Annotated in this window: 17 protein-coding genes; 6 read left to right on the forward strand and 11 right to left on the reverse strand. The window is 69.6% G+C overall.

Annotation, left to right across the window (positions count from 1 at the left end):
- Positions 1-31: 31 nt before the first annotated feature.
- The 7 genes from ACIRQP_RS16455 to ctaD form a co-directional block, all read right to left on the reverse strand.
- The gene (locus ACIRQP_RS16455) at positions 32-931 is read right to left on the reverse strand and encodes a DUF4255 domain-containing protein (protein WP_403889724.1); all 900 of its coding nucleotides are present in this window, start codon (positions 929-931) and stop codon (positions 32-34) included.
- Between the two features lie 4 nt (positions 932-935).
- Entirely contained in the window at positions 936-1,688 is a 753-nt protein-coding gene (locus ACIRQP_RS16460) for a hypothetical protein (protein ID WP_403889727.1), read from the reverse strand.
- Positions 1,681-2,427: a hypothetical protein gene (locus ACIRQP_RS16465; protein WP_403889730.1), complete on the reverse strand. Its 747-nt coding sequence runs from the start codon at positions 2,425-2,427 to the stop codon at positions 1,681-1,683. Before ACIRQP_RS16465 ends, ACIRQP_RS16460 begins: the two co-directional genes overlap by 8 nt.
- A 113-nt stretch (positions 2,428-2,540) precedes the next feature.
- Entirely contained in the window at positions 2,541-3,065 is a 525-nt protein-coding gene (locus ACIRQP_RS16470) for a phage tail protein (RefSeq protein WP_249950016.1), read from the reverse strand.
- A gap of 28 nt (positions 3,066-3,093) precedes the next feature.
- A complete protein-coding gene (locus ACIRQP_RS16475) occupies positions 3,094-4,944 on the reverse strand; it encodes a phage tail sheath family protein (protein WP_403889733.1) in 1,851 nt (616 codons plus the stop codon).
- A gap of 449 nt (positions 4,945-5,393) precedes the next feature.
- Positions 5,394-5,735, reverse strand: a complete 342-nt coding sequence (locus ACIRQP_RS16480; protein WP_403890035.1) for a hypothetical protein — start codon at positions 5,733-5,735, stop codon at positions 5,394-5,396.
- A 130-nt stretch (positions 5,736-5,865) separates the two neighbouring features.
- Positions 5,866-7,596, reverse strand: coding sequence for a cytochrome c oxidase subunit I (gene ctaD / locus ACIRQP_RS16485; RefSeq protein WP_403889736.1), 1,731 nt, complete (start codon positions 7,594-7,596; stop codon positions 5,866-5,868).
- 459 nt (positions 7,597-8,055) lie between these two features.
- Here ctaD and ACIRQP_RS16490 point away from each other — a divergent pair, with 459 nt between their 5' ends.
- Positions 8,056-8,613, forward strand: a complete 558-nt coding sequence (locus ACIRQP_RS16490; RefSeq protein ID WP_403889739.1) for a TetR/AcrR family transcriptional regulator — start codon at positions 8,056-8,058, stop codon at positions 8,611-8,613.
- Between the two features lie 88 nt (positions 8,614-8,701).
- Positions 8,702-9,847, forward strand: coding sequence for an NADH:flavin oxidoreductase (locus tag ACIRQP_RS16495; RefSeq protein WP_403889742.1), 1,146 nt, complete (start codon positions 8,702-8,704; stop codon positions 9,845-9,847).
- Between the two features lie 125 nt (positions 9,848-9,972).
- Here the strand turns inward: ACIRQP_RS16495 and ACIRQP_RS16500 are convergent, their stop codons facing one another.
- Positions 9,973-11,424, reverse strand: a complete 1,452-nt coding sequence (locus ACIRQP_RS16500) for a carboxylesterase/lipase family protein (protein WP_403889745.1) — start codon at positions 11,422-11,424, stop codon at positions 9,973-9,975.
- Between the two features lie 160 nt (positions 11,425-11,584).
- On the opposite strand from ACIRQP_RS16500, the gene ACIRQP_RS16505 reads away from it, so the two are divergent.
- Complete coding sequence (locus ACIRQP_RS16505) at positions 11,585-12,901, forward strand: aldehyde dehydrogenase family protein (RefSeq protein WP_403889748.1); 1,317 nt, start codon at positions 11,585-11,587, stop codon at positions 12,899-12,901.
- Positions 12,902-13,151: 250 nt separating this feature from the next.
- Complete coding sequence (locus ACIRQP_RS16510; RefSeq protein ID WP_403889751.1) at positions 13,152-14,072, forward strand: AEC family transporter; 921 nt, start codon at positions 13,152-13,154, stop codon at positions 14,070-14,072.
- 73 nt (positions 14,073-14,145) lie between these two features.
- Here the strand turns inward: ACIRQP_RS16510 and ACIRQP_RS16515 are convergent, their stop codons facing one another.
- Together ACIRQP_RS16515 and ACIRQP_RS16520 are read right to left on the reverse strand one after the other, a co-directional pair.
- Positions 14,146-15,189 carry a 1-aminocyclopropane-1-carboxylate deaminase gene (locus tag ACIRQP_RS16515; protein ID WP_403889754.1) on the reverse strand — a complete coding sequence of 348 codons (1,044 nt, stop codon included), beginning with the start codon at positions 15,187-15,189 and terminating at the stop codon, positions 14,146-14,148.
- 149 nt (positions 15,190-15,338) lie between these two features.
- Entirely contained in the window at positions 15,339-15,845 is a 507-nt protein-coding gene (locus ACIRQP_RS16520) for a MarR family winged helix-turn-helix transcriptional regulator (protein ID WP_403889757.1), read from the reverse strand.
- Positions 15,846-16,175: 330 nt separating this feature from the next.
- Here ACIRQP_RS16520 and ACIRQP_RS16525 point away from each other — a divergent pair, with 330 nt between their 5' ends.
- Both ACIRQP_RS16525 and ACIRQP_RS16530 read left to right on the forward strand, forming a co-directional pair.
- Entirely contained in the window at positions 16,176-16,664 is a 489-nt protein-coding gene (locus tag ACIRQP_RS16525; protein ID WP_403889761.1) for an SPW repeat protein, read from the forward strand.
- A 157-nt stretch (positions 16,665-16,821) separates the two neighbouring features.
- The gene (locus tag ACIRQP_RS16530; RefSeq protein WP_403890038.1) at positions 16,822-17,478 is read left to right on the forward strand and encodes a peptide deformylase; all 657 of its coding nucleotides are present in this window, start codon (positions 16,822-16,824) and stop codon (positions 17,476-17,478) included.
- An 84-nt stretch (positions 17,479-17,562) separates the two neighbouring features.
- On the opposite strand, the gene ACIRQP_RS16535 is transcribed toward ACIRQP_RS16530, so the two are convergent.
- Entirely contained in the window at positions 17,563-18,573 is a 1,011-nt protein-coding gene (locus ACIRQP_RS16535) for an NADP-dependent oxidoreductase (protein WP_403890041.1), read from the reverse strand.
- Between the last annotated feature and the right edge of the window lie 89 nt (positions 18,574-18,662).

Below are 18,662 nucleotides of genomic sequence, written 5' to 3' on the forward strand. Positions count from 1 at the left end.
CCTCACCCGCCCCCGTCTCCCGCACCGTGCCTCAGCTCTCCGTGCCGTCCGCGCCCTTGCCGGGCTTTCCGCGGGTGTGGGTACGTGTACGAGAGGCGGTGGCGGCCCGCTTGGCCGGCGTCTTGGCGGCGGCGGTCCTGCTCGCCGCGCGCTTCTTCACGGGCGCGTCGGCTGTCGGCTTCGTCTCCGGCTTCTTCTCCCGCGCGTTCTCCGCTGCGCTCTCCGTTTCGTTCTCTGTTTCGTTCTCTGTGGCGGTGTCGCCGACGCTTGTGGGCTCCTCGGCCGGTGGAGTGTCCGCCGCCGGGGGCACCGGCGCGCCCGGTGCCCCGAACGGCAGCGCCCGTACCGTCCGTCGCTCCACCGGTTTCGCCGGTACGGGCCTCTCGCGGCCCTCGATCAGTACCAGCGACGCCTGGTACGCCACCGACAGTGTGTACGGCGTGTGGTGGAGCATCCCCCAGAGTTTCGACGTCTCGTCGATGTCCATCACCGTCGGTGTGAAGCGCACCCGCTGCTCGGACGCGGCCAGATCGCTGCCCGCCAGATGAGGGCGCTCAGCCGCCAGCTCGATCAACTCCCTGGGCAGAACCGGGATTTCGTGCAGGATCCGGACCACACACCCGATCAGCCGCTGGCCGACCAGCTCGGCCTCCTCCCCGTACGCGCTGATCAGATAGTGCAGATCGAGGGGTGCGGCGGGCCGCTTGACCAGTGTGCCGTCCGACGCGCGTGTGGGCAGGTCGGTGTGGCGCATCGAGGCGTTCGGAGTGACCTGGTACAGAAAGACATTGACGGTCGGCTCGGTCGGTGGCTCGGCTGGCGGTTTGCGGGTCTCCACCTTGACCGCGATATCCATCTCGGGCCCGAGATTGCTCTCGATCAGCAGGGCCAGGGCCTGGGTGACCGTCGCGACGGCAAGTGCGTTGCTCATGGCCTCAGTTCCTCTTCTTCTCGCCGCGCGACAGATAGTCGTCCAGGGTCAGCGCGGGCTCGCGCCGTCCGGTGCGATCGGGGCGTCCGGCGGCGGTGGGGCGATTCCCGCCGGGCGGCGGCGCCGCGCTCACTTCGAGCCGGCCGATCTGTACGTGGACGACGCGTTCGGCCTGCTGGGGCGCGCGCCGTCCCACCCCGTTCGGCGCGGCGCCCCGGGCGGCGGCGGTGTCGGCGTCGCGCGGCCTGAGCGGCGCCATGGCGGCCGGGGGAGTGGCGGCGGCGCGCGGCACGGTGGCGGGCGCGGTCCGCTCCGTACCGGATGCCGAGGGGGTCGCGGGCCGTCGCGGTGCGCGCGGGCCGTCGCCCGACACCGCGAGCCGCCCCGGAGCCCGGTGCGACAGCGGCGGGAGCAGTGGCCCCGCGCTCGGCGTGGCGGCGGAGCCGACGGGCCGCTCGGGCTCGCCGTCCGTACGTACGGCCTCGGTCCGTACCACCGTATGCCGGTCCATCCGCACCTCACGTTCCTCGCGCACCAACTCGGCCGGACCGAAGGAAGGCTGAGAAACGGACGGGATCGGCGCGGCCGGCTCGTCGGGCTCCCGCGGGCCGGACCGCAGCGCCTCCACCCGCTCGAACGGGCCGGGCAGCCGTGGCCGGACACGCGTCATGCCCCCGGCGCCCCCGGCGCCCTCTGCACCGCCCACCCCGGGCACCGGTGTGTACCGGGCGAGCAGCCGGTCGAAGTAGTCAGGCATCGGCACACAGCTCCAGGTAATAACGACGCCGCAGCGGGCTGAGCGCCAGGATCTCCGGCTCGCTCCACCCGTAGGCGCTCGCGAGCAGATGGACATCGAGCAGCACGTCCCTTGCCCAGGTGTCCAGTTCGGTCCACAGATACGAGGTGATGTCCAGTTCGGCGGGGGTGGCGCCGCCGCACTCCGGGCAGCTGACATTGAGCGTCATGTCGGCCGCTGGATCCGCCTCCGCCGCCGTCTCGGCGAGACGCCGCTGTACCTCCGCGGGCAGCAGCCCGGCCAGCCGCTCCGGCGGCACCGTCTCCCCGCCCCGTACGGCCGAGACCGCGCAGCGCGCCACCAGCAGCCGACGGGCCTCCGCCGCGTCCGGTGCGGAGCCGGCCGCCGCGAGATCGGCGACGGTGGGCAGCCGGAACTCCACCACCCAGTCGCCCTCCTCCACCCGCAGCGGCCCGTCCGGAGTCCGCCCCCCGACGCCCAGCCGCGTCGCGTCGAGATCGAACTCCATCGCCTCTCCGCACGACGCGCACTCGACGCGTACCTGCATGCGCTCGCCGAACAGCGCCCGGCGCAGCGCGAAGAGATCCGCCTCCCGCGCGCCGACCGGCATCGACAGCAACTCGTCGGTGCCGGCCCCCGGGCGGGCCGCCCGGTGCAGCAGCAGGGACCGTCCCGCGTCGTGCTGCGCCAGCCCGGATTCCCAGGTGGCGAGCAGCTCGGCCGGCCCCGTCGGCGTCATCCCTCATTCCTCCGATGTGCAGGTGTTACGGGTCGTACGGGTGGTGCCAGGGGTAGCGGCGGTGCCAGTGGTACGGGCGGTACCAGTGGTACGGGTGGTAGGGCTCGCGCGGATCAGGCCGGATGGGTGAACGAGGGCTCGACCGGCTCCTCCACCTCGTAGTCCCGCTCCCAGCCCTCGCATTCGAGCTTGACGCTCTGGATGGCGACGGCGTTCGCGTTGGCGTCCAGCTCGCCGAGCACCTGGTACTCGCTCACCCAGGCCCGGTAGAGCTTGTGCGAGACAGCCACCTGCCCGGCCTCGTTGAGGACCTGGATGATGATGTCCTTGCGGAAGTCCCGCAGCGAGACCTCCGAGCCGAGCCCGGCCCCGACCTGCCAGACCTTGTTGGCCCAGCGGTCGAACTCCGGGTCGTGGGTGACGCCTCGTTCGAGCGTGACCCCCTCGAACTCGGAGCGGCCCGGCGACTTCCGCGGTGAGCTGGGGTCGCCGCCGTGACGGTGTTTGACCACTTCGGTGGTGCGCTTGAGCGGACTGATCTTGCTGACGCCCGCGACCGTTCGACCGTCCCACAGGACCAGGAACTTGAAATTCTTGTAGGGGTCGAAGCGATGGGCGTTGATCTGGAACTCAGCCATCGGTTTCCTTCGTGTTCCTTTTCCTCGGTTACGACAGGTCGAACTGCCCGGCCACCTGCTGGATCTTCACGATCACGAACTCCGCGGGCTTGACCGGCGCGATGCCGATCACGACATTGACCACTCCGCGCTCGACATCGGCCTCGGTGGTGGTGTCCTTGTCACACTTGACGAAGTACGCCTCGCGCGGTGTGCCGCCCTGGAAGGCGCCCTGCCGGAACAGATCGTTGAGATAGGCCGAGGCCTTCAGCCGGATCTGCTGCCACAACTGCTCGGTGTTGGGCTCGAAGACGACCCACTGGAGACCGCGGTAGAGGCTCTCCTCGACATGCAGCGCGAGCCGGCGCACCGGCACGTACTTCCACTCGCTGTCGAGCGCGTCGGCGCCCTGGAGTGTGCGGGCGCCCCAGACCAGCGGACCGACCACCGGGAAGGTGCGCAGACAGTTCACACCTAGCGGATTGAGCAGTCCGTTCTCCCGGTCGGTGAGCTTGACCGTCAGCGACCGCACCCCGGCGAGCCGCGCCTCGGTCCCGGCCGGCGCCTTCCAGACGCCGCGCTCTCCGTCGGTACGGGCGATGACCCCGGCGATGGCGCCCGACGGCGGGAAGGAGCGCAGCCGTCCCGTGAGCGGGTCCGTCAGCTGGAGGTGCGGGAAGTACAGCGCGGTGTGATCGCTGCGTACGGGGTCGAACGCGCCGATCCCGGCGCGCGCGTTGTCCACACTGCCCCAGGTGGACGGGGAGTCCACGAGAAGGAAGATCCGCCGCTCCCGGCAGAGCTGCTCGGCCGCGGAGAGCACGGTGACCATGTCCTCGGTGGACTCGTACGCCGAAAGCTCGGGCAGAGCCAGCAGATTGACATCGTCCACATCGCGCAGCGCCTGCACACCGGTCTTGCTCGCCTCGCTGCCGATGAGGTCGCGGGGGCCGGGCGGATCGCCGTCCTTGCCGCCCTCCAGCGGGAAGACGGGCGGGTTGACCGAGGCCTCAAGGCCCAGGTCATTGGCGCATTCGCCGACGAAGCGCACCACGTCGTCGGGGTCGACGGACCCGGCGACGACCTGGATACGCCGGCCGAACGCCGTGACCTCGGCGCCGGCGAAGGTGTGCTTCCCCGGGGCGTCCGGGAGCGAGCGCAGCTTGCGTTCCAGCAGGAGGGCCAGTTCCGTGACACCGCTCGGGGCTTCGCCGTCGTGGTCGGGATCGTAGAGCGTGAACTCACGCTCCACATCGCCGATCTTGACCTTCAACTCGACGTTCAGATGGGGCAGTTCCGCCGAGAAGGGCTTGGAGACGGTGCCGGAGGGGTCGGGCCTGTCCTCGTCGAGGGCCTTGACCCGGACGAGGGAGGAACCCGCGTTGACGACCGTCTCCACGAACCGTCCGTGGCCGGAATTCATCGACAGACCGGTGAAGGTCTCACGCGCGCCGCCGCGCGCGTCGAGGATCCGGAGGTTGAACGTCTTGTCCGGGGTCGGTGTGTCGTGGTCGACAGCCACCCGCAGCCCCGAGCCCCAGACGCCGGGCTCCTTGGCGCGCACTTCGAGCACCGGGCACTGACTGTGCCCCTCGGTGGATTCGAGCGTGACACAGGCTTCTTCGCCGGTGCCGGCCTTGGCCACGCGCACGATCACCGCGACGGAGCCGCCGTTGCCGAAGAACTGGTGGACGGCGTAGCTGACAGCGCTCTGGGAGGTGAGCCCGCCGAAGCGGCGCTCGAAGTCCGCGAAGCTGGTGATCCGCACGGGTTGATTGAGCGGACCCCGGCGGGTGTGCCCCACGAACGCGGTCACCGAGGTGGTGACCGAGGCGATGGTACGGGTGCTGCTGGGAAGCTCTTCGATGTAAACGCCGGGATAGCCCATGTGCGTCGGCATTCCCCCTCCATTCCCTTCGCGCACCAAGAGATGAGGAGGGGAAGTGAAGGGAATGCGTGTATGCGCCGAACCGGCCTACGCGCTCTCCGTTTTTTCCCCCGTCACACACCCCGTGCGATATCGGTCTCGCAGGGCCATCCGCACGCGTATGCGAAGGGCGCATGCGTATGCGTCAGTGGCTCCTGATGCATGAGTGCCGCTTGCGAGTCTGGATTGTGCGTCAAGGGTGGTCAAGATGGTGATTCGGTCATCGGGTGATCATTTACCGCGATGCCGTTCGGAGGCGATAGAGCGTGGTCAGAAGCGTGTCGCCGGACGGGTATGAAGATGAATTCACGACCGCTTCACAGGACCACTCGATCCTGCGCGAGAAACAAGCCGAATCAAAATCCGTCCGGCGCGCCGCCTTGTGTCCTGTTGGCGAGAAATGCACCGCTTGGGTGCTTATGTTAGCGGGTCAGAAACGTGACCGCGCCACAGGCTCCGCTCGCCACCCCGACGGCCACAACCGCCGCCGTCACCACGCGCGTTCTGAGCTGCCGGTAGCGCGCGGTGTATTCGCGGCGCAGTTCGGTAGCGCGGTCGGAGATCCGTACGAGCATCGCCCGGGAGGCGGCCGCCCGGTCCGCGGTGTAGACCCGCTCCACGTCCTCGCGCTGGGCCGTGGTCAGCCAGGGCAATTGCGCGGTGAAGCGCGCGGCCTGCCGGCGTACGTCCTCGATCTCCGCGCTCCAGAGCAGATAGCCCTCAATCTGGTAGAGACCGCGGGCGCTGTCCTTGTCGGGCTCCACGCAATTCTCCTCGCTCTCCCCGTTCGCCGTGCTGTCCCCGTGAGCCTTGCTGTTCCCGTATGCCGTGTTCTCCTCGTGCGCCGCGCTCTCCCCGTACGAGCCGCTCCGCTCGTACAAAGGGCCGGGCCGGTTATTTTCGCTGGTCACCCGGTGCCGCTGCGGCGGAGGCGGCGGGGTTGTTCAACGCCTCGTCCAGCAGCCGGATGGACGGATAGTGCAGATCGAACGCGGGGGACTCGGAACGGATCCGCGGCAGCGTCATGAAGTTGTGCCGCGGCGGGGGACAGGACGTGGCCCATTCCAGCGAACGCCCGTACCCCCAGGGGTCGTCGGCCTCGACCTGCTTGCCGTACTTGGAGGTCTTCCAGACGTTGTAGAAGAACGGCAGCATCGACAGGCCGAGGACGAACGAGCTGATCGTGGAGACCATGTTCAGCGCGGTGAAACCGTCGGCGGCGAGATAATCCGCGTAGCGGCGCGGCATCCCCTCGGCGCCCAGCCAGTGCTGGACGAGGAAGGTGCCGTGGAAACCGGCGAACAGCGTCCAGAAAGTGATCTTCCCGAGCCGCTCGTCCAGCATCTTGCCGGTGAACTTCGGCCACCAGAAGTGGAATCCGGCGAACATCGCGAACACCACCGTGCCGAACACCACGTAGTGGAAGTGCGCCACCACGAAGTACGAGTCGGACACATGGAAGTCCAGCGGCGGCGACGCCAGGATGACGCCGGTCAGACCGCCGAAGAGGAACGTGACCAGGAAGCCGATCGACCAGAGCATCGGCGTTTCGAAGGACAGTGAACCGTTCCACATCGTGCCGATCCAGTTGAAGAACTTGACCCCGGTCGGCACTGCGATCAGGAAGGACATGAACGAGAAGAACGGCAGCAGCACACCACCGGTCACGAACATATGGTGCGCCCATACCGTGATCGACAGCCCCGTGATCGAGATCGTCGCCGCCACCAGACCGATATAGCCGAAGACCGGCTTGCGGCTGAAGACCGGGAGGATTTCCGTGACGATGCCGAAGAATGGAAGGGCGATGATGTAGACCTCGGGATGGCCGAAGAACCAGAAGAGGTGCTGCCACAGCAAGGCCCCGCCATTGGCCGCCTCGAAGACATGCGCGCCGAATTTGCGGTCCGCCTCCAGGACCAGCAGCGCGGCGGCCAGGACGGGGAAGGCGAACAGGACCAGTACGGCGGTGAGCAGCACGTTCCAGGTGAAGATCGGCATCCGGAACATCGTCATGCCGGGCGCGCGCATACAGACGATGGTGGTGATGAAGTTGACCGCGCCGACGATCGTACCGAAGCCGGAGAACGCCAGACCCATGATCCACAGATCCCCGCCGACCCCCGGCGAGTGGACCGCGTCCGTCAGCGGTGAGTACGCGAACCAACCGAAACTCGCCCCGCCGTTCGGAGTGAGCAGAGCGCCTACGACCATGAGCGCCCCGAAGAGATAGAGCCAGTACGCGAAGATGTTGAGCCGAGGGAACGCCACATCGGGAGCGCCGATCTGCAGCGGCATGATCCAGTTCGTGAATCCGGCGAACAGTGGTGTCGCGAACAGCAGCAGCATGATCGTGCCGTGGATCGTGAACGCCTGATTGAACTGCTCGTGCGAGATGATCTGAATACCTGGACGGCCCAGTTCGGCGCGCATGAAGAGCGCCAACACCCCGGCCATGATGAAGAACCCGAACGATGTCAGCAGATAGAGCGTGCCGATCGTCTTATGATCGGTGGTGGTCAGCCACCCCACGATGACTTTGCCCGGCTCCCTGCGCCGTACCGGCAGCTCATTCTCATAGCTGTCGTCGGCCTCCGCCGATTCTTCCGTGCCCGTCGTGGTCACTGCAACGCTCCTCCGGTCAACAGTCGCGTGTGAACTCGGCAGCAGCATGGCGTTGCTTTCACCGGGCCGGTGCGAACCTTCCCCCCTCCGGCGCGTCGCGAGAATCGTCACCGGATCCGGAGGGATTCCCCGGAGGCGTGCTGTGACTGGGCCGATGGGTGGCATCGCGGCGTATCGGGGCGTCCGCGTCCGGCAATCGCCGCCGGGCGACATTCACCCGAACGTGCGGTCCCCCGCGGCATGGGCGCCACCGGTGGCGGGGCGCACACGCGGCACGAACGTGTCCTCGTCGCCGACCTCCCCGACCGGACCTCCCCGACCGGACCTCCCCGACCGGACCTCCCCGACCGGAAAGCTCCGACCGCCCGTGCCCTCCTGGGTCTTGCCCGGGGCAACGCGTTGACAGTGTCGACAAAAGAGTGATTGGTTACTCACATGCCATCCTCGGGAAGACGCCGGTTGTCGACCGCGGACGAGCGTCGCGAGACGGTGCTGCGCACGGCCATGCACGCCTTCGCGGCTCGCGGGTACTACGGGACGAGCACCACCGAGGTCGCCGAGGCCGCCGGTATCTCGCAGGCCTATCTCTACCGGCTCTTCCCGAACAAGGAAGCCCTGTTCATCGCGCTGATCAACCATTGCGCGTGGCTGATGCGCGAGCGGATGTCACGCTGTCTGGCCGCCGCCGAGAGCACCGATCCGGCGGAGGTGCTCACCACCATGGCGTCGGTCTTCCGCCGGCTGGCCACCGAGGAACGGGACTTGGTCATGGTGCTGCTCCAGGCCAACGGCGCCGCGAGCGAGCCGGCCATCTGCGCGGCCGTGCGCGACTGTTACGCGAAGCAGGTGGAGTACGTACGGGCGGCGTCCCTCGCCTCCGACGAATGCATCCGCGGATTCTTCGCGGACGGCCTGCTCGGCAACGTACTCGCCGCCCTCGACGTGGCGGCGGTGGACGCCCCGTGGGCGCGCACCCTCTCCGGCCCCGGGCCCGGTCACCGCTCCCCGCCCAAGTGAGCCTCCGGGCAGGGAATACGCTCCCGCTCCATCTCGTTGAGCGCGGGGAGTGATCGACCACTCTCCAGCCATCCGAGGGAGAACATCCGTGACATCGACGGTACCGGCGACATCAGCTACACCGAACGAGCGGGCGAACCGGGCGGGACAGATCCTTTCCCGCCCCTTCAGCATCGGGGACCTGGTCCTGCCGAACCGGATCGCCATGGCGCCCATGACGCGCAACTTCTCGCCCGGTGGTGTCCCCGGTGCCGATGTCGCGGAGTACTACGCGCGCCGGGCGGCCGGCGGCGTGGGTCTGATCATCACGGAGGGGACCCATGTCGACCATCCCTACTCCGGGCGCGAGGAACGGATCCCGCGCTTCCACGGGGAGGACGCGCTCGCCGGCTGGGCCCGGGTCGTCGATGCCGTACACCGCGCCGGCGGCCGGATCGTTCCGCAGCTCTGGCAGGAGGGCACCGGCCGGGTGACCGACGACGAGTCGGTGGCGAAGGCGGTCAGCCCGTCCGGGCTGGGGCTGGACGGCAACCCGGCGGGCCGGGCGGTGAGCCTCGCCGAAATCGACGAGGTGGTCGCGGCCTTCGCCGCCGCGGCGGCCGACGCCGAGCGCCTCGGCTTCGACGGTATCGAGCTGCACGGAGCGCACGGCTACCTCATCGACCAATTCCTCTGGTCCCGTACGAACCGGCGCGCCGACGCCTACGGCGGTGACGAGGCGTCCCGGTTCCGCTTCGCCACCGAGATCGTCGCGGCCGCGCGCGCGGCCGTGTCGGCGTCCTTCCCGATCATCTTCCGGCTGTCCCAGTGGAAGGCGCACCACTACACCGCCAAGGTCACCGAGACCCCCGAAGAGCTGGAACGCCTGCTGACCCCGCTGGCCGAGGCGGGCGCCGATGTCTTCCACGCCTCGACACGCCGCTACTGGGAGCCGGAGTTCGACGGTTCGGAGCTGAACCTCGCCGGCTGGGCGAAGAAGCTGACGGGCCGGCCCACCATCACCGTCGGCTCCGTCGGACTGGACAGCGTGTTCCTGGAGGCTGTTGATCAGGGCAAGGTGAAGGGGGTCGCGGGTATCGACCCGCTGCTCGACCGGCTGGAGCGGGACGAGTTCGACCTGGTGGCCGTCGGGCGCGCGCTGCTGGCCGACCCCGAGTGGGCGGCGAAGACGATCGAGGGACGGGCGGACGAGCTGGTGCCCTTCGACGGCGGCGCGCTGACGACTCTGCGCTGAGAGCCTGTCGGCACAATGACGGGACGAGCCGGCCCCCTTGGTACGTACCGGGAATGGTACGTACATGGAAGGGCCGGCCGTCCCCGCATGGCCGCGTCCGCGTTCCCGTTCCGGTCTCCGGCCCGTCAGTCCCAGGCGCGGCGTTCGTCGTCCCGGGGGGCGTGGACGACCATGGGGGCGCCGGGGCCGTACGTCATCACGGGGCGCGAGGCGTCCCAGGCGGGCCAGCCCGGATCGCCGGTGGCCGCGAAACGCACCCAGTCGCCGTGCATGGTGTCCGCGAGGGACTGCGGCGCCCCGGTGCCGGTGAGCGAGAGCGTGGCCGGCTCCCGCAGGGTGTCGAAGACGAAGCCGATCTCCAGGGCGTGGCACGCGCCGAGCCGCCGGACCGGCGAGGGCCAGGCGAACTCGTAGAAGTAGGTGGCGGCCGGGGCCTTTTGGCGCGCGTCGGCGAGCCGGGTGAGCGGGATACGCAGCAGCCGGTCGGTGGCGAGCGCGCCGAGCAGCTCCCCGGGCGACGCGTCCGGCCGGTTGGCCCGGTACACCGCCGCCGTCCGGCCCCGTATCCCGAACCGGGCCATGGCCAGCCGCAGCGCGACCGGACCGATCCGGTCGAGCGCACCGCTGGGTATGAACCACAGCCGGTACTCCTCCGAGGTGGTCCCCATCAGCAGACCGATGTCCGCGCCCTGCCCCGCCGCCAGCGCGGCGGCCGGGTCACGGGGCAGCACCTCGCCGTCCACCACGAGATCGAAGCTCGCGCCGCCGCCCAGCGGGCTGCCCGCGGTGACGTCGCGCTGCGCCCGCAGCAGCCGGTCGCGGTCCACCCCGGCGAGGGCCGCCGCCGTGGCCGGGACCCCCAGCCGCCGGGCGATGCGCCGCGTGGTGCGCCGCCCCCTGGCCGGGGCTACGGCGGACGGGACGCCGCTCTGCAGCACGGCCCGCCGCAGCAGGCCGGCGGAGAGCGGGGAGGCCAGGATCCCGGCGACGGAGAACGCCCCGGCGGATTCGCCGAAGACGGTGACCCGTTCGGGATCGCCGCCGAAGGCGGCCACATTCCGCCGTACCCACGCGAGCGCCGCGAGCTGGTCCCGCAGCCCCAGGTTGGCGGGCGCGTCGGGGAACACCCCGAACCCCTCGATACCGAGCCGGTAGTTCAGCGACACGAGGACCACGCCGTCCCGGGCGAACGCGGCGCCGTCGTACGTGGGAACGGCCGACGAGCCGTGCCGCAGCGAGCCGCCATGGATCCAGACCATCACGGGCAGCCCGGCGCCGCCCGGATCGGGGGTCCACACATTGAGGTTCAGGCAGTCGTCCCCCGGCACCGACGGATCGGGCAGTATCCGGTCCAGCGGCGGGTCGTAGGGCAGCTTCGGAGCGGTCGGCCCGAAGGCGGAGGCATCACGGACACCGTCCCACGGCGGGGGCGCGGCCGGCGGGCGGAAGCGATACGGGCCGACGGGCGCCGCCGCGTACGGGATACCGCGGAAAACGGCGACCCCGCGCTCGATCCGGCCGCGCACCCGGCCGTATTCGGTGCCGACGACAGGGGCCGCCGCGGTTTCACTGATCATCCGTCTGTCCTCCCTTCCCTCGTGCATGCCTCATACGGCATACGACCCTTATGCGTCCCCCGTGCGTCCCGCATACATCCTTCACGCATAGTGATCCGGTGCCCGCACACCGGGCATCCGCTCACCGAGCCCCGCACCCCGCCGAGCAAGGAGCACGACCATGACCACCGTCACCGCGCCCCCCGCCGCCACTGTCGCGCGGCTGCGCGCCACCTTCAACACCGGCCGCGGCAGGCCGCTCTCCTGGCGGCTGGGACAGCTCGACGCCCTGCGCCGGCTGCTCACCGAGCGGACCGACGCACTCCAGGCGGCCCTGCTCGCGGATCTGGGCAAGAATCCGGCCGAGGCGTACCGCGCCGAGATCGGCTTCACCCTCAACGAACTGGACCATACGGTCGAGCATCTGGAGGAGTGGCTGCGCCCCAAGCCGGCCGCCGTCCCCGACGCCTTCCTCCCCGCCGGGGCCCGGGTCGTACGGGATCCGCTCGGGGTGGTGCTGATCATCGGCCCGTGGAACTACCCTGTACAGCTCGTGCTCGCACCGCTGGTGGGGGCTCTCGCCTCGGGCAACACCGTGGTCATCAAGCCCAGCGAGCTGGCGCCCTCGACCTCGGACGCCCTCGCCGAGCTGGTGCCCCGGTATCTCGACAACGAGGCCGTCGCCGTGGTCCAGGGCGCGGTCCCGGAGACCACCGCCCTGCTGGAGCAGCGCTTCGACCACATCTTCTACACCGGCAGTGGGCCGGTCGGGCGTATCGTCATGACCGCCGCCGCCCGCCATCTCACCCCCGTCACGCTGGAACTGGGCGGCAAGAGCCCGGCCGTGGTCGAGCCGGGCGCCGATCTGGAGGTCACCGCTCGGCGGATCGCGCGCGGCAAGTTCGCCAACGCGGGTCAGACGTGTGTGGCGCCCGACTACATCCTCGCCATCGGCGAGACGGCGGCGCAGCTGGAGCCGCGGCTGACCGCCGCCGTCCTGTCCCTGTACGGGGACGACCCCAGGGGCAACCCGAAGTACGGGAAGATCGTCAACGAGCGGAACTTCGACCGGCTGATCCCGTTCCTCGGAGACGGGCGCGTCGTCCTCGGCGGTGGCAGTGACCGCGCGGCCCGCCATATCGACCCGACCGTACTGGCCGACGTCCCGCCGGACGCCCCGGTGATGCGCGAGGAGATCTTCGGCCCCGTGCTGCCGATCATCTCCGTACCGGACCTGGACGCGGCGATCGCCTTCATCAACGACCGCGACAAGCCGCTGGCGCTCTACGGGTTCACCGAGTCCGAGGAGACCAAGCGGCGGCTGACCGAGGAGACTTCCTCCGGCGCGCTCACCTTCGGGCTGCCCGTCTCCCATCTGGCGATGCCGGAGCTGCCCTTCGGCGGTGTCGGCGCGAGCGGCATGGGGCGCTATCACGGTGAGTACTCGATCGACACCTTCAGCCATGCGAAGGCGGTCGTCGACAAGCCACTGAGCTGACCCACCGTCAGCCAGGTCCTGCCCGGCGTCGGCCAGGTGCTGCCCGGCGTCGGCCAGGTGCTGCCCGGCGTCAGCCAGATGCTGTCCGGCGTCGGCCAGGTCCTGTCCGGCCGAGCTGCGGCGCGGCGGGCCGGTCTCGGTGCGCGAGATCACGTTGACCCCGAGTGACGTTCCCCGGGAAGGTTGGGTGCATGACCCATGCATCTGTACCGCCCCCGAGGGCTGCCCTCTTCACCGACGGGGGCGTGCGGTGCGCGGCGTACTGACCGGATTCGGCGTCATCGCGATCGTCATCGGCGTCGGCTATCTGATAGGTCGGCGCAAGTATCTCGGGGACAACGGACGCGAGGTGCTCACCAAACTCGCGTTCCACGTGGCCACACCGGCGCTGCTGTTCACGACCCTGGCCCAGGCCGATCTGTCGGTGGTCCTCTCCAGCAGACTGCTGATCACCGCGCTCAGTACGGCGGCCGCCGCCGGTGTGTTCGTGGCGGTCGCGCTCGTACGCCGCTGGGACGTGGGGGCCACCACGATCGGCGCGCTCTGCTCCAGCTACGTCAACGCCGGGAATCTCGGCATCCCGATCGCCGTGTACGTCCTCGGTGACGCCTCACTGGTGGCGCCCGTCCTGCTCTTCCAGCAGATCGTGGTCACACCGATCGCGCTGACGGTGCTCGATCTCTCGGGCTCGGGCGAGAAACGACCGGTGTGGCAGCGGGTGACGACGCCGCTGCGCAACCCGGTCGCGGCCAGTTCGCTGTGCGGAGTCGCGGTGGCGGCCACGGGGGCGACGGTACCGGGGCCGGTACTGGACCCGCTGATCCTGATCGGCAACATGTCCGTCCCCGCGGTGCTGCTCGCCTTCGGCATCTCGCTGTACGGCAGCGCCCTGCCGGGCCGGGGCCCCGACCGCCGGCCGGTGCTGCTGTCCGCGGTCCTGAAGTCCGTGGGCCAGCCGCTGGCGGCCTGGGCGCTCGGGGCCCTGGTCTTCGGGCTGCACGGCGCGGCCCTGCTCGATGTCGTGGTGACCTCGGCCCTGCCGGCCGCGCAGAACCTCTATACGTACGCGTCCCGTTATCGCGTCGCCGAGCGGCTGGCCCGCGAATCGATTCTGCTGTCCACGATGCTGTCGGTACCGGGGCTGGTGATAGTGGCGGCGTTCCTCGGCTGACGGCGGTTGTGCCACGTGGTCATGGGCCAATGGCGGCTGGGGGCACGGGGCACGGGGTCGCAGGGTCACGCCATCAGTCGAAGCTGTGGAAGCTGTCGGAGGTGTCGGAGGTGTCGAAGGCGCCGCTGTAGGCGTTGAGCGCGGGCTGGCCGCCCAGGTGCGCGTACAGCACCGTCGAGTCCTTGCCGATCTCGCCCGTACGCACCAGATCGATCAGCCCGGCCATGGACTTGCCCTCGTACACCGGGTCGATGATCATCCCCTCCAGCCGGCCGGTGAGCCGGATCGCCTCCAGCGTCGACGCCACCGGGACGCCGTAGCGTTCGCCCGCCCACCTTTCGAGCACGTTGATCTCGTCGTCGCGCAGCTCGCGCCGGAGGCCGATCAGGTCGGCGGTGTGCCGCGCGATACGCCCGACCTGTTCGCGGGTCTCGTCGATCCTGGCGGAGGCGTCGATACCGATCACCCGCCGCGGACGGTCCTGGCCCGCGAATCCGGCGATCATCCCGGCCTGCGTGGAACCCGTGACGCTGCAGACGACGATCGTGTCGAAGAAGACGTCGTGCTCGGCCTCCTGGCGCTCCACCTCGTACGCCCAGTTCGCGAACCCCAGCCCGCCGAAGGGGTGTTCGGAGGCCCCGGCCGGGATCGGGTAAGGTGCGCCGCCCTCGGCCCGTACCTCGTCCAGCGCCTGCTGCCAGGAGTCCTTGATCCCGATACCGAACCCCGCCGATCCGAGCCGGACATCGGCGCCCATGATCCGGGACAGCAGGATGTTGCCGGCCTTGTCGTTCACCGGGTCGGGCCAGTCGACCCACTTCTCCTGGATGAGCCGGGCCTTGAGACCGAGATGAGCGGCGACGGCGGCGACCTGCCGAGTGTGGTTCGACTGATACCCCCCGATCGATACGAGCGTGTCCGCGCCCTGGGCCAGCACGTCGGGGACGATGTACTCCAGCTTCCGGGTCTTGTTCCCGCCGTAGGCGAGACCGGAGTTGCAGTCCTCGCGTTTGGCCCAGACGCGGGCGCCGCCGAGGAACGCGGTCAGCCGGTCCAGTCTGTGTATCGGGCTCGGTCCGAAGAGCAGGGGATAGCGCGGGAAATCCTCGACGGCCACGGGGGAGGTCCTCTCTGCGGGAAGGCGTCTCCCGGTACGACTTTCCCCACGGCGCGCCACGTCAAGAGTCGGGCGCGATCCGAAAGACCGGGCCCCGGCGGGTGACCTGCGGCTTGCACGGGCCGTAACCGGCGCCGGTCCGGGCGGTGTCAGTCCAGCAGGCTCCCGAGGCGGCCCTCCAGCAGGACCAGCAACTCGCCCAGCGCGCCCGCCAGCCGCTCCTGACTCCGGGTGCCGAGGCCAGCCAACAGGGCTGCCTCGTAAGCCAGTTGCTCGGGCAGCAGACGGTCGAGCAACTCACGTCCCTCGGCGGTCAGGGACAGATGCGTGACACGGCGGTCCCGGTCGTCCGGCCGCCGGGCGATCAGTCCGCGCTCCTCCAACTGCCGCAGCCGCTTGGTCACCGCCGCCCCTGAGGCGAAGGTCTCCCGGGCGATCCGGCCCGGGGTCAGCTCCCGGTCCGTACGGCGCAGGGTCCCCAGGATGTCGAACTCGGGCCGGGTCAGTCCCTCCTGCCCGAGGGGCGCGTCGGCGGCCTGCTGGAGGAGCGCGGAACAGCGGTTGAGCCGCCCGATGACCGCCATCGGGGCGGTGTCCAGTTCGGGCAGTACCTGCTGCCACTGCCGCATCACGCCTGCGACGATGTCCTCGGCCACGGGTACGCTCCTCTGTTCCGGTTCCGGCGGACTCAGGGTACGGGCGGCCGTCGGCGCGGTCCGACGGACGAGCGGGGCACGTGGCGCGGGCGCGGGCCGCGTACGGCAGCGCGTGCGCCACGTGCCCCGGCGCTCCTGACCGGAAGCGGGCGGATCCGTGTGGTGCGCTTCGCCATGAGAAGAGATCAGCCAGTGTTTTATGAGTGAAAGAAATTTCGCTCTTCTTATCCCACCGCTACACAAAACTGGTCAAAGCGCGCAGAATGGATCTGTTGCGGCTCGATGCCGCGCATCGCGGTCTGACTTGCGCAATCGAAGGAGGCGAGTCGTATGGCCGACGTCTCACACACGAGGCAGGACGTCTCACAACGGCAGGACGTCTCACATACGAGGCAGGACCTGGCCGGTCATCCCGATGTCCCGGAGATGCGGGAGCGTTACAACCGCATGCTCGGCGGACGCGACGTGGCGCTCGTGGACGGACCGGTGTTTCTCGTCGGCCTGTTCTGTGCCGTGTCGCCCTGGATCATCCACTTCTCAACTACCCAGCCCGCTCTGGCGGCGCACAACCTCATCATGGGAGTCGCACTCGTGGTGATGGCTGTGGGCTTCACCGTCATGCCCCAGCGCATGTACGGCCTCAGCTGGGCCATGTGCCTCATGGGTGTGTGGCTGATCATCGCGCCCTGGATCGTCGGCACCGGTCCGGACAAGGGCATCATCTGGACCAACGCGGTCATCGGCGCGCTGACCATCCTGCTCGGTCTGGTGTGCGTGGGCGCGGCGATGAAGAGCGGCCGCAACCGCCGAAAGGCCTGAGTCGAGCGGTTCGGCCTGTCCCGGTACGCCGGGCGGGCCGGCCGCCGTCCCCCGGCGACGGGCACACCCCCGTGCGCCGCTGCTGAAAAGGGGTACGGCCTCCTGCCCGGCGAGCAGTCCCTTTCCCGGAGTCTGGGAAAGTGGGGCCATGCAGGCCATGACGCACACCGAACTCACCGATCTCGTCGACTCCCTTCTCGACGGGCCCTCGCCGCTTCCCGTCGTCTCCGCGGGCGACCCCGTGCTGCGGGGCCCCGCGGCCCCGTACGAGGGGCAGTTGGGGGACGCCCGGCTGGAGCGTCTGGTGCGCGTGATGCGCGAGACGATGCATGCCGCGCCCGGCGTCGGACTGGCGGCGCCTCAGGTCGCAATCCCCCTGCGGCTCGCGGTCATCGAGGATCCCGCCGAGGTGAGTGACGAGGTGCGGGCCGCACGGGGACGGGTTCCGCAGCCGTTCCGGGTGCTGGTCAATCCGTCGTACGAGCCGCTCGGCGACGACCGGGCCGCCTTTTTCGAAGGCTGCCTGAGCGTCCCCGGCTGGCAGGCGGTGGTTGTACGCCCCGCGCGGGTCCGGTTGCGCGGGCAGGACGAGCGGGGGCGGGAGCTCGACGAGGAGTTCTCGGGGTGGCCGGCCCGTATCGTCCAGCACGAGACGGACCATCTCGGCGGAACGCTCTACCTCGACCTCGCCGAGACGCGCTCGCTGTCCAGCACCGAGCACGCCGTCAAGCGTTGGTCGCAGCCCACCCCCGCCCTGGCGGCGGAGGAACTGGGCTTCACGCTCCCCACTTGCCGTGTCTCGGGAGAGTCCTGACACGTCCGTATCAGGACAGCGCTGTCGCTTGGTTGGGCAGCCACAGGACAGGCGCCGACGCAGGACAAGCGCCGGACAGGGCTCCTAGGCGACCGTGAGAACGATCTTGCCTTGGATGTGCCCTCGGGCGGCGCGTTCGTGTGCCGCTCGGGCATCCGCGAGCGGATACGTGCTGTCTATCGCGGCGCGGACCGTGCCCGCGTCGAGCAGGCGTCCCAGTTCGGCGAGTTGCGCGCCGTTCGAGCGGACCTGGGTGGCCGAGACCGCGACGCCCAGCTTCGCGGTCTCTTTGTCGTCGTAGTCGCCGAAGAACACCGGGTACAGGGCGCCGCCGCGCTTGAGCGTGCGCAGGAAGCGTTTGCTGTCGGGGCCGCCGACGGCGTCGAGAACGAGGTCGACGTCGTGCACGAGCTCCTCGGGACGAGTCTTGGTGTAGTCGATGAACTGGTCGGCGCCGAGCTCCCGCAAAAACGATTCATGCGCGCCCGATGCCACCGCGATGACCTGTGCGCCCTTCCATTTCGCCAGTTGCAGTGCGAAGTGCCCCACGCCGCCCGCGGCGCCGTTGATGAGCACCGTCGTGTCGGCGTCGAGTGTCATTGGGCGATGCCGCGCCGCTTGGAAGGGCGAGGGGTGATCGTGTCCGAGCTCGATCAGGAACTGCCACGCGGTGAGCCCGGCCATGGGCGCCCCGGCGGCGTGCACGTGGTCGATGCCGGCCGGCTTGCGTGCGAGGTCCGACGCCGGCGCGGCCACGTACTCGGCATATGCGCTGCCGTCGAAGCTGGGAAAACGCAGAAGACCGAAGACTTCCTCACCGACGGAGAGGCCGTCCACATCCGCGGCGACGGCCTCGACGACGCCCGACACGTCCGTCCCCGGAATCACGGGCAAGCTGAACTTCGGCCTCGTCTCCGGAGGCAGGTTGGTCAGCCCGTCGCGCAGGTACCAGTCAGGAGGATTGACGCCGACCGCGTGAACGCGAACGAGCACCTCACCCGGCTCCGGCTCGGGAGTGGGCACCTCGTCGTAACGCAGAACCTCGGGGTCGCCGTGTTCATGGAGCCGGACCGCCCTCATCGTGTGTTTCGGCATCATTTTCTCCTGCCCGCACCGCGGGATAGGCTGATCGGATCAGTGGTCCATATATCCGGACCACTGATCCGAATATATGGACCACTGAT

Source organism: Streptomyces sp. NPDC102274 (assembly GCF_044766385.1).
Classification (GTDB): domain Bacteria; phylum Actinomycetota; class Actinomycetes; order Streptomycetales; family Streptomycetaceae; genus Streptomyces.

Excerpts from the sequence above, each read along its gene's own strand:
- ACIRQP_RS16525 (WP_403889761.1), top strand. The coding sequence starts at position 16,176 with ATGGCCGACGTCTCACACACGAGGCAGGACGTCTCACAACGGCAGGAC.
- ACIRQP_RS16470 (WP_249950016.1), bottom strand. The coding sequence starts at position 3,065 with ATGGCTGAGTTCCAGATCAACGCCCATCGCTTCGACCCCTACAAGAAT.
- ACIRQP_RS16465 (WP_403889730.1), bottom strand. The coding sequence starts at position 2,427 with ATGACGCCGACGGGGCCGGCCGAGCTGCTCGCCACCTGGGAATCCGGG.
- ACIRQP_RS16505 (WP_403889748.1), top strand. The coding sequence starts at position 11,585 with ATGACCACCGTCACCGCGCCCCCCGCCGCCACTGTCGCGCGGCTGCGC.
- ACIRQP_RS16535 (WP_403890041.1), bottom strand. The coding sequence starts at position 18,573 with ATGCCGAAACACACGATGAGGGCGGTCCGGCTCCATGAACACGGCGAC.
- ACIRQP_RS16455 (WP_403889724.1), bottom strand. The coding sequence starts at position 931 with ATGAGCAACGCACTTGCCGTCGCGACGGTCACCCAGGCCCTGGCCCTG.
- ACIRQP_RS16475 (WP_403889733.1), bottom strand. The coding sequence starts at position 4,944 with ATGCCGACGCACATGGGCTATCCCGGCGTTTACATCGAAGAGCTTCCC.
- ACIRQP_RS16530 (WP_403890038.1), top strand. The coding sequence starts at position 16,822 with ATGACGCACACCGAACTCACCGATCTCGTCGACTCCCTTCTCGACGGG.
- ACIRQP_RS16500 (WP_403889745.1), bottom strand. The coding sequence starts at position 11,424 with ATGATCAGTGAAACCGCGGCGGCCCCTGTCGTCGGCACCGAATACGGC.
- ACIRQP_RS16460 (WP_403889727.1), bottom strand. The coding sequence starts at position 1,688 with ATGCCTGACTACTTCGACCGGCTGCTCGCCCGGTACACACCGGTGCCC.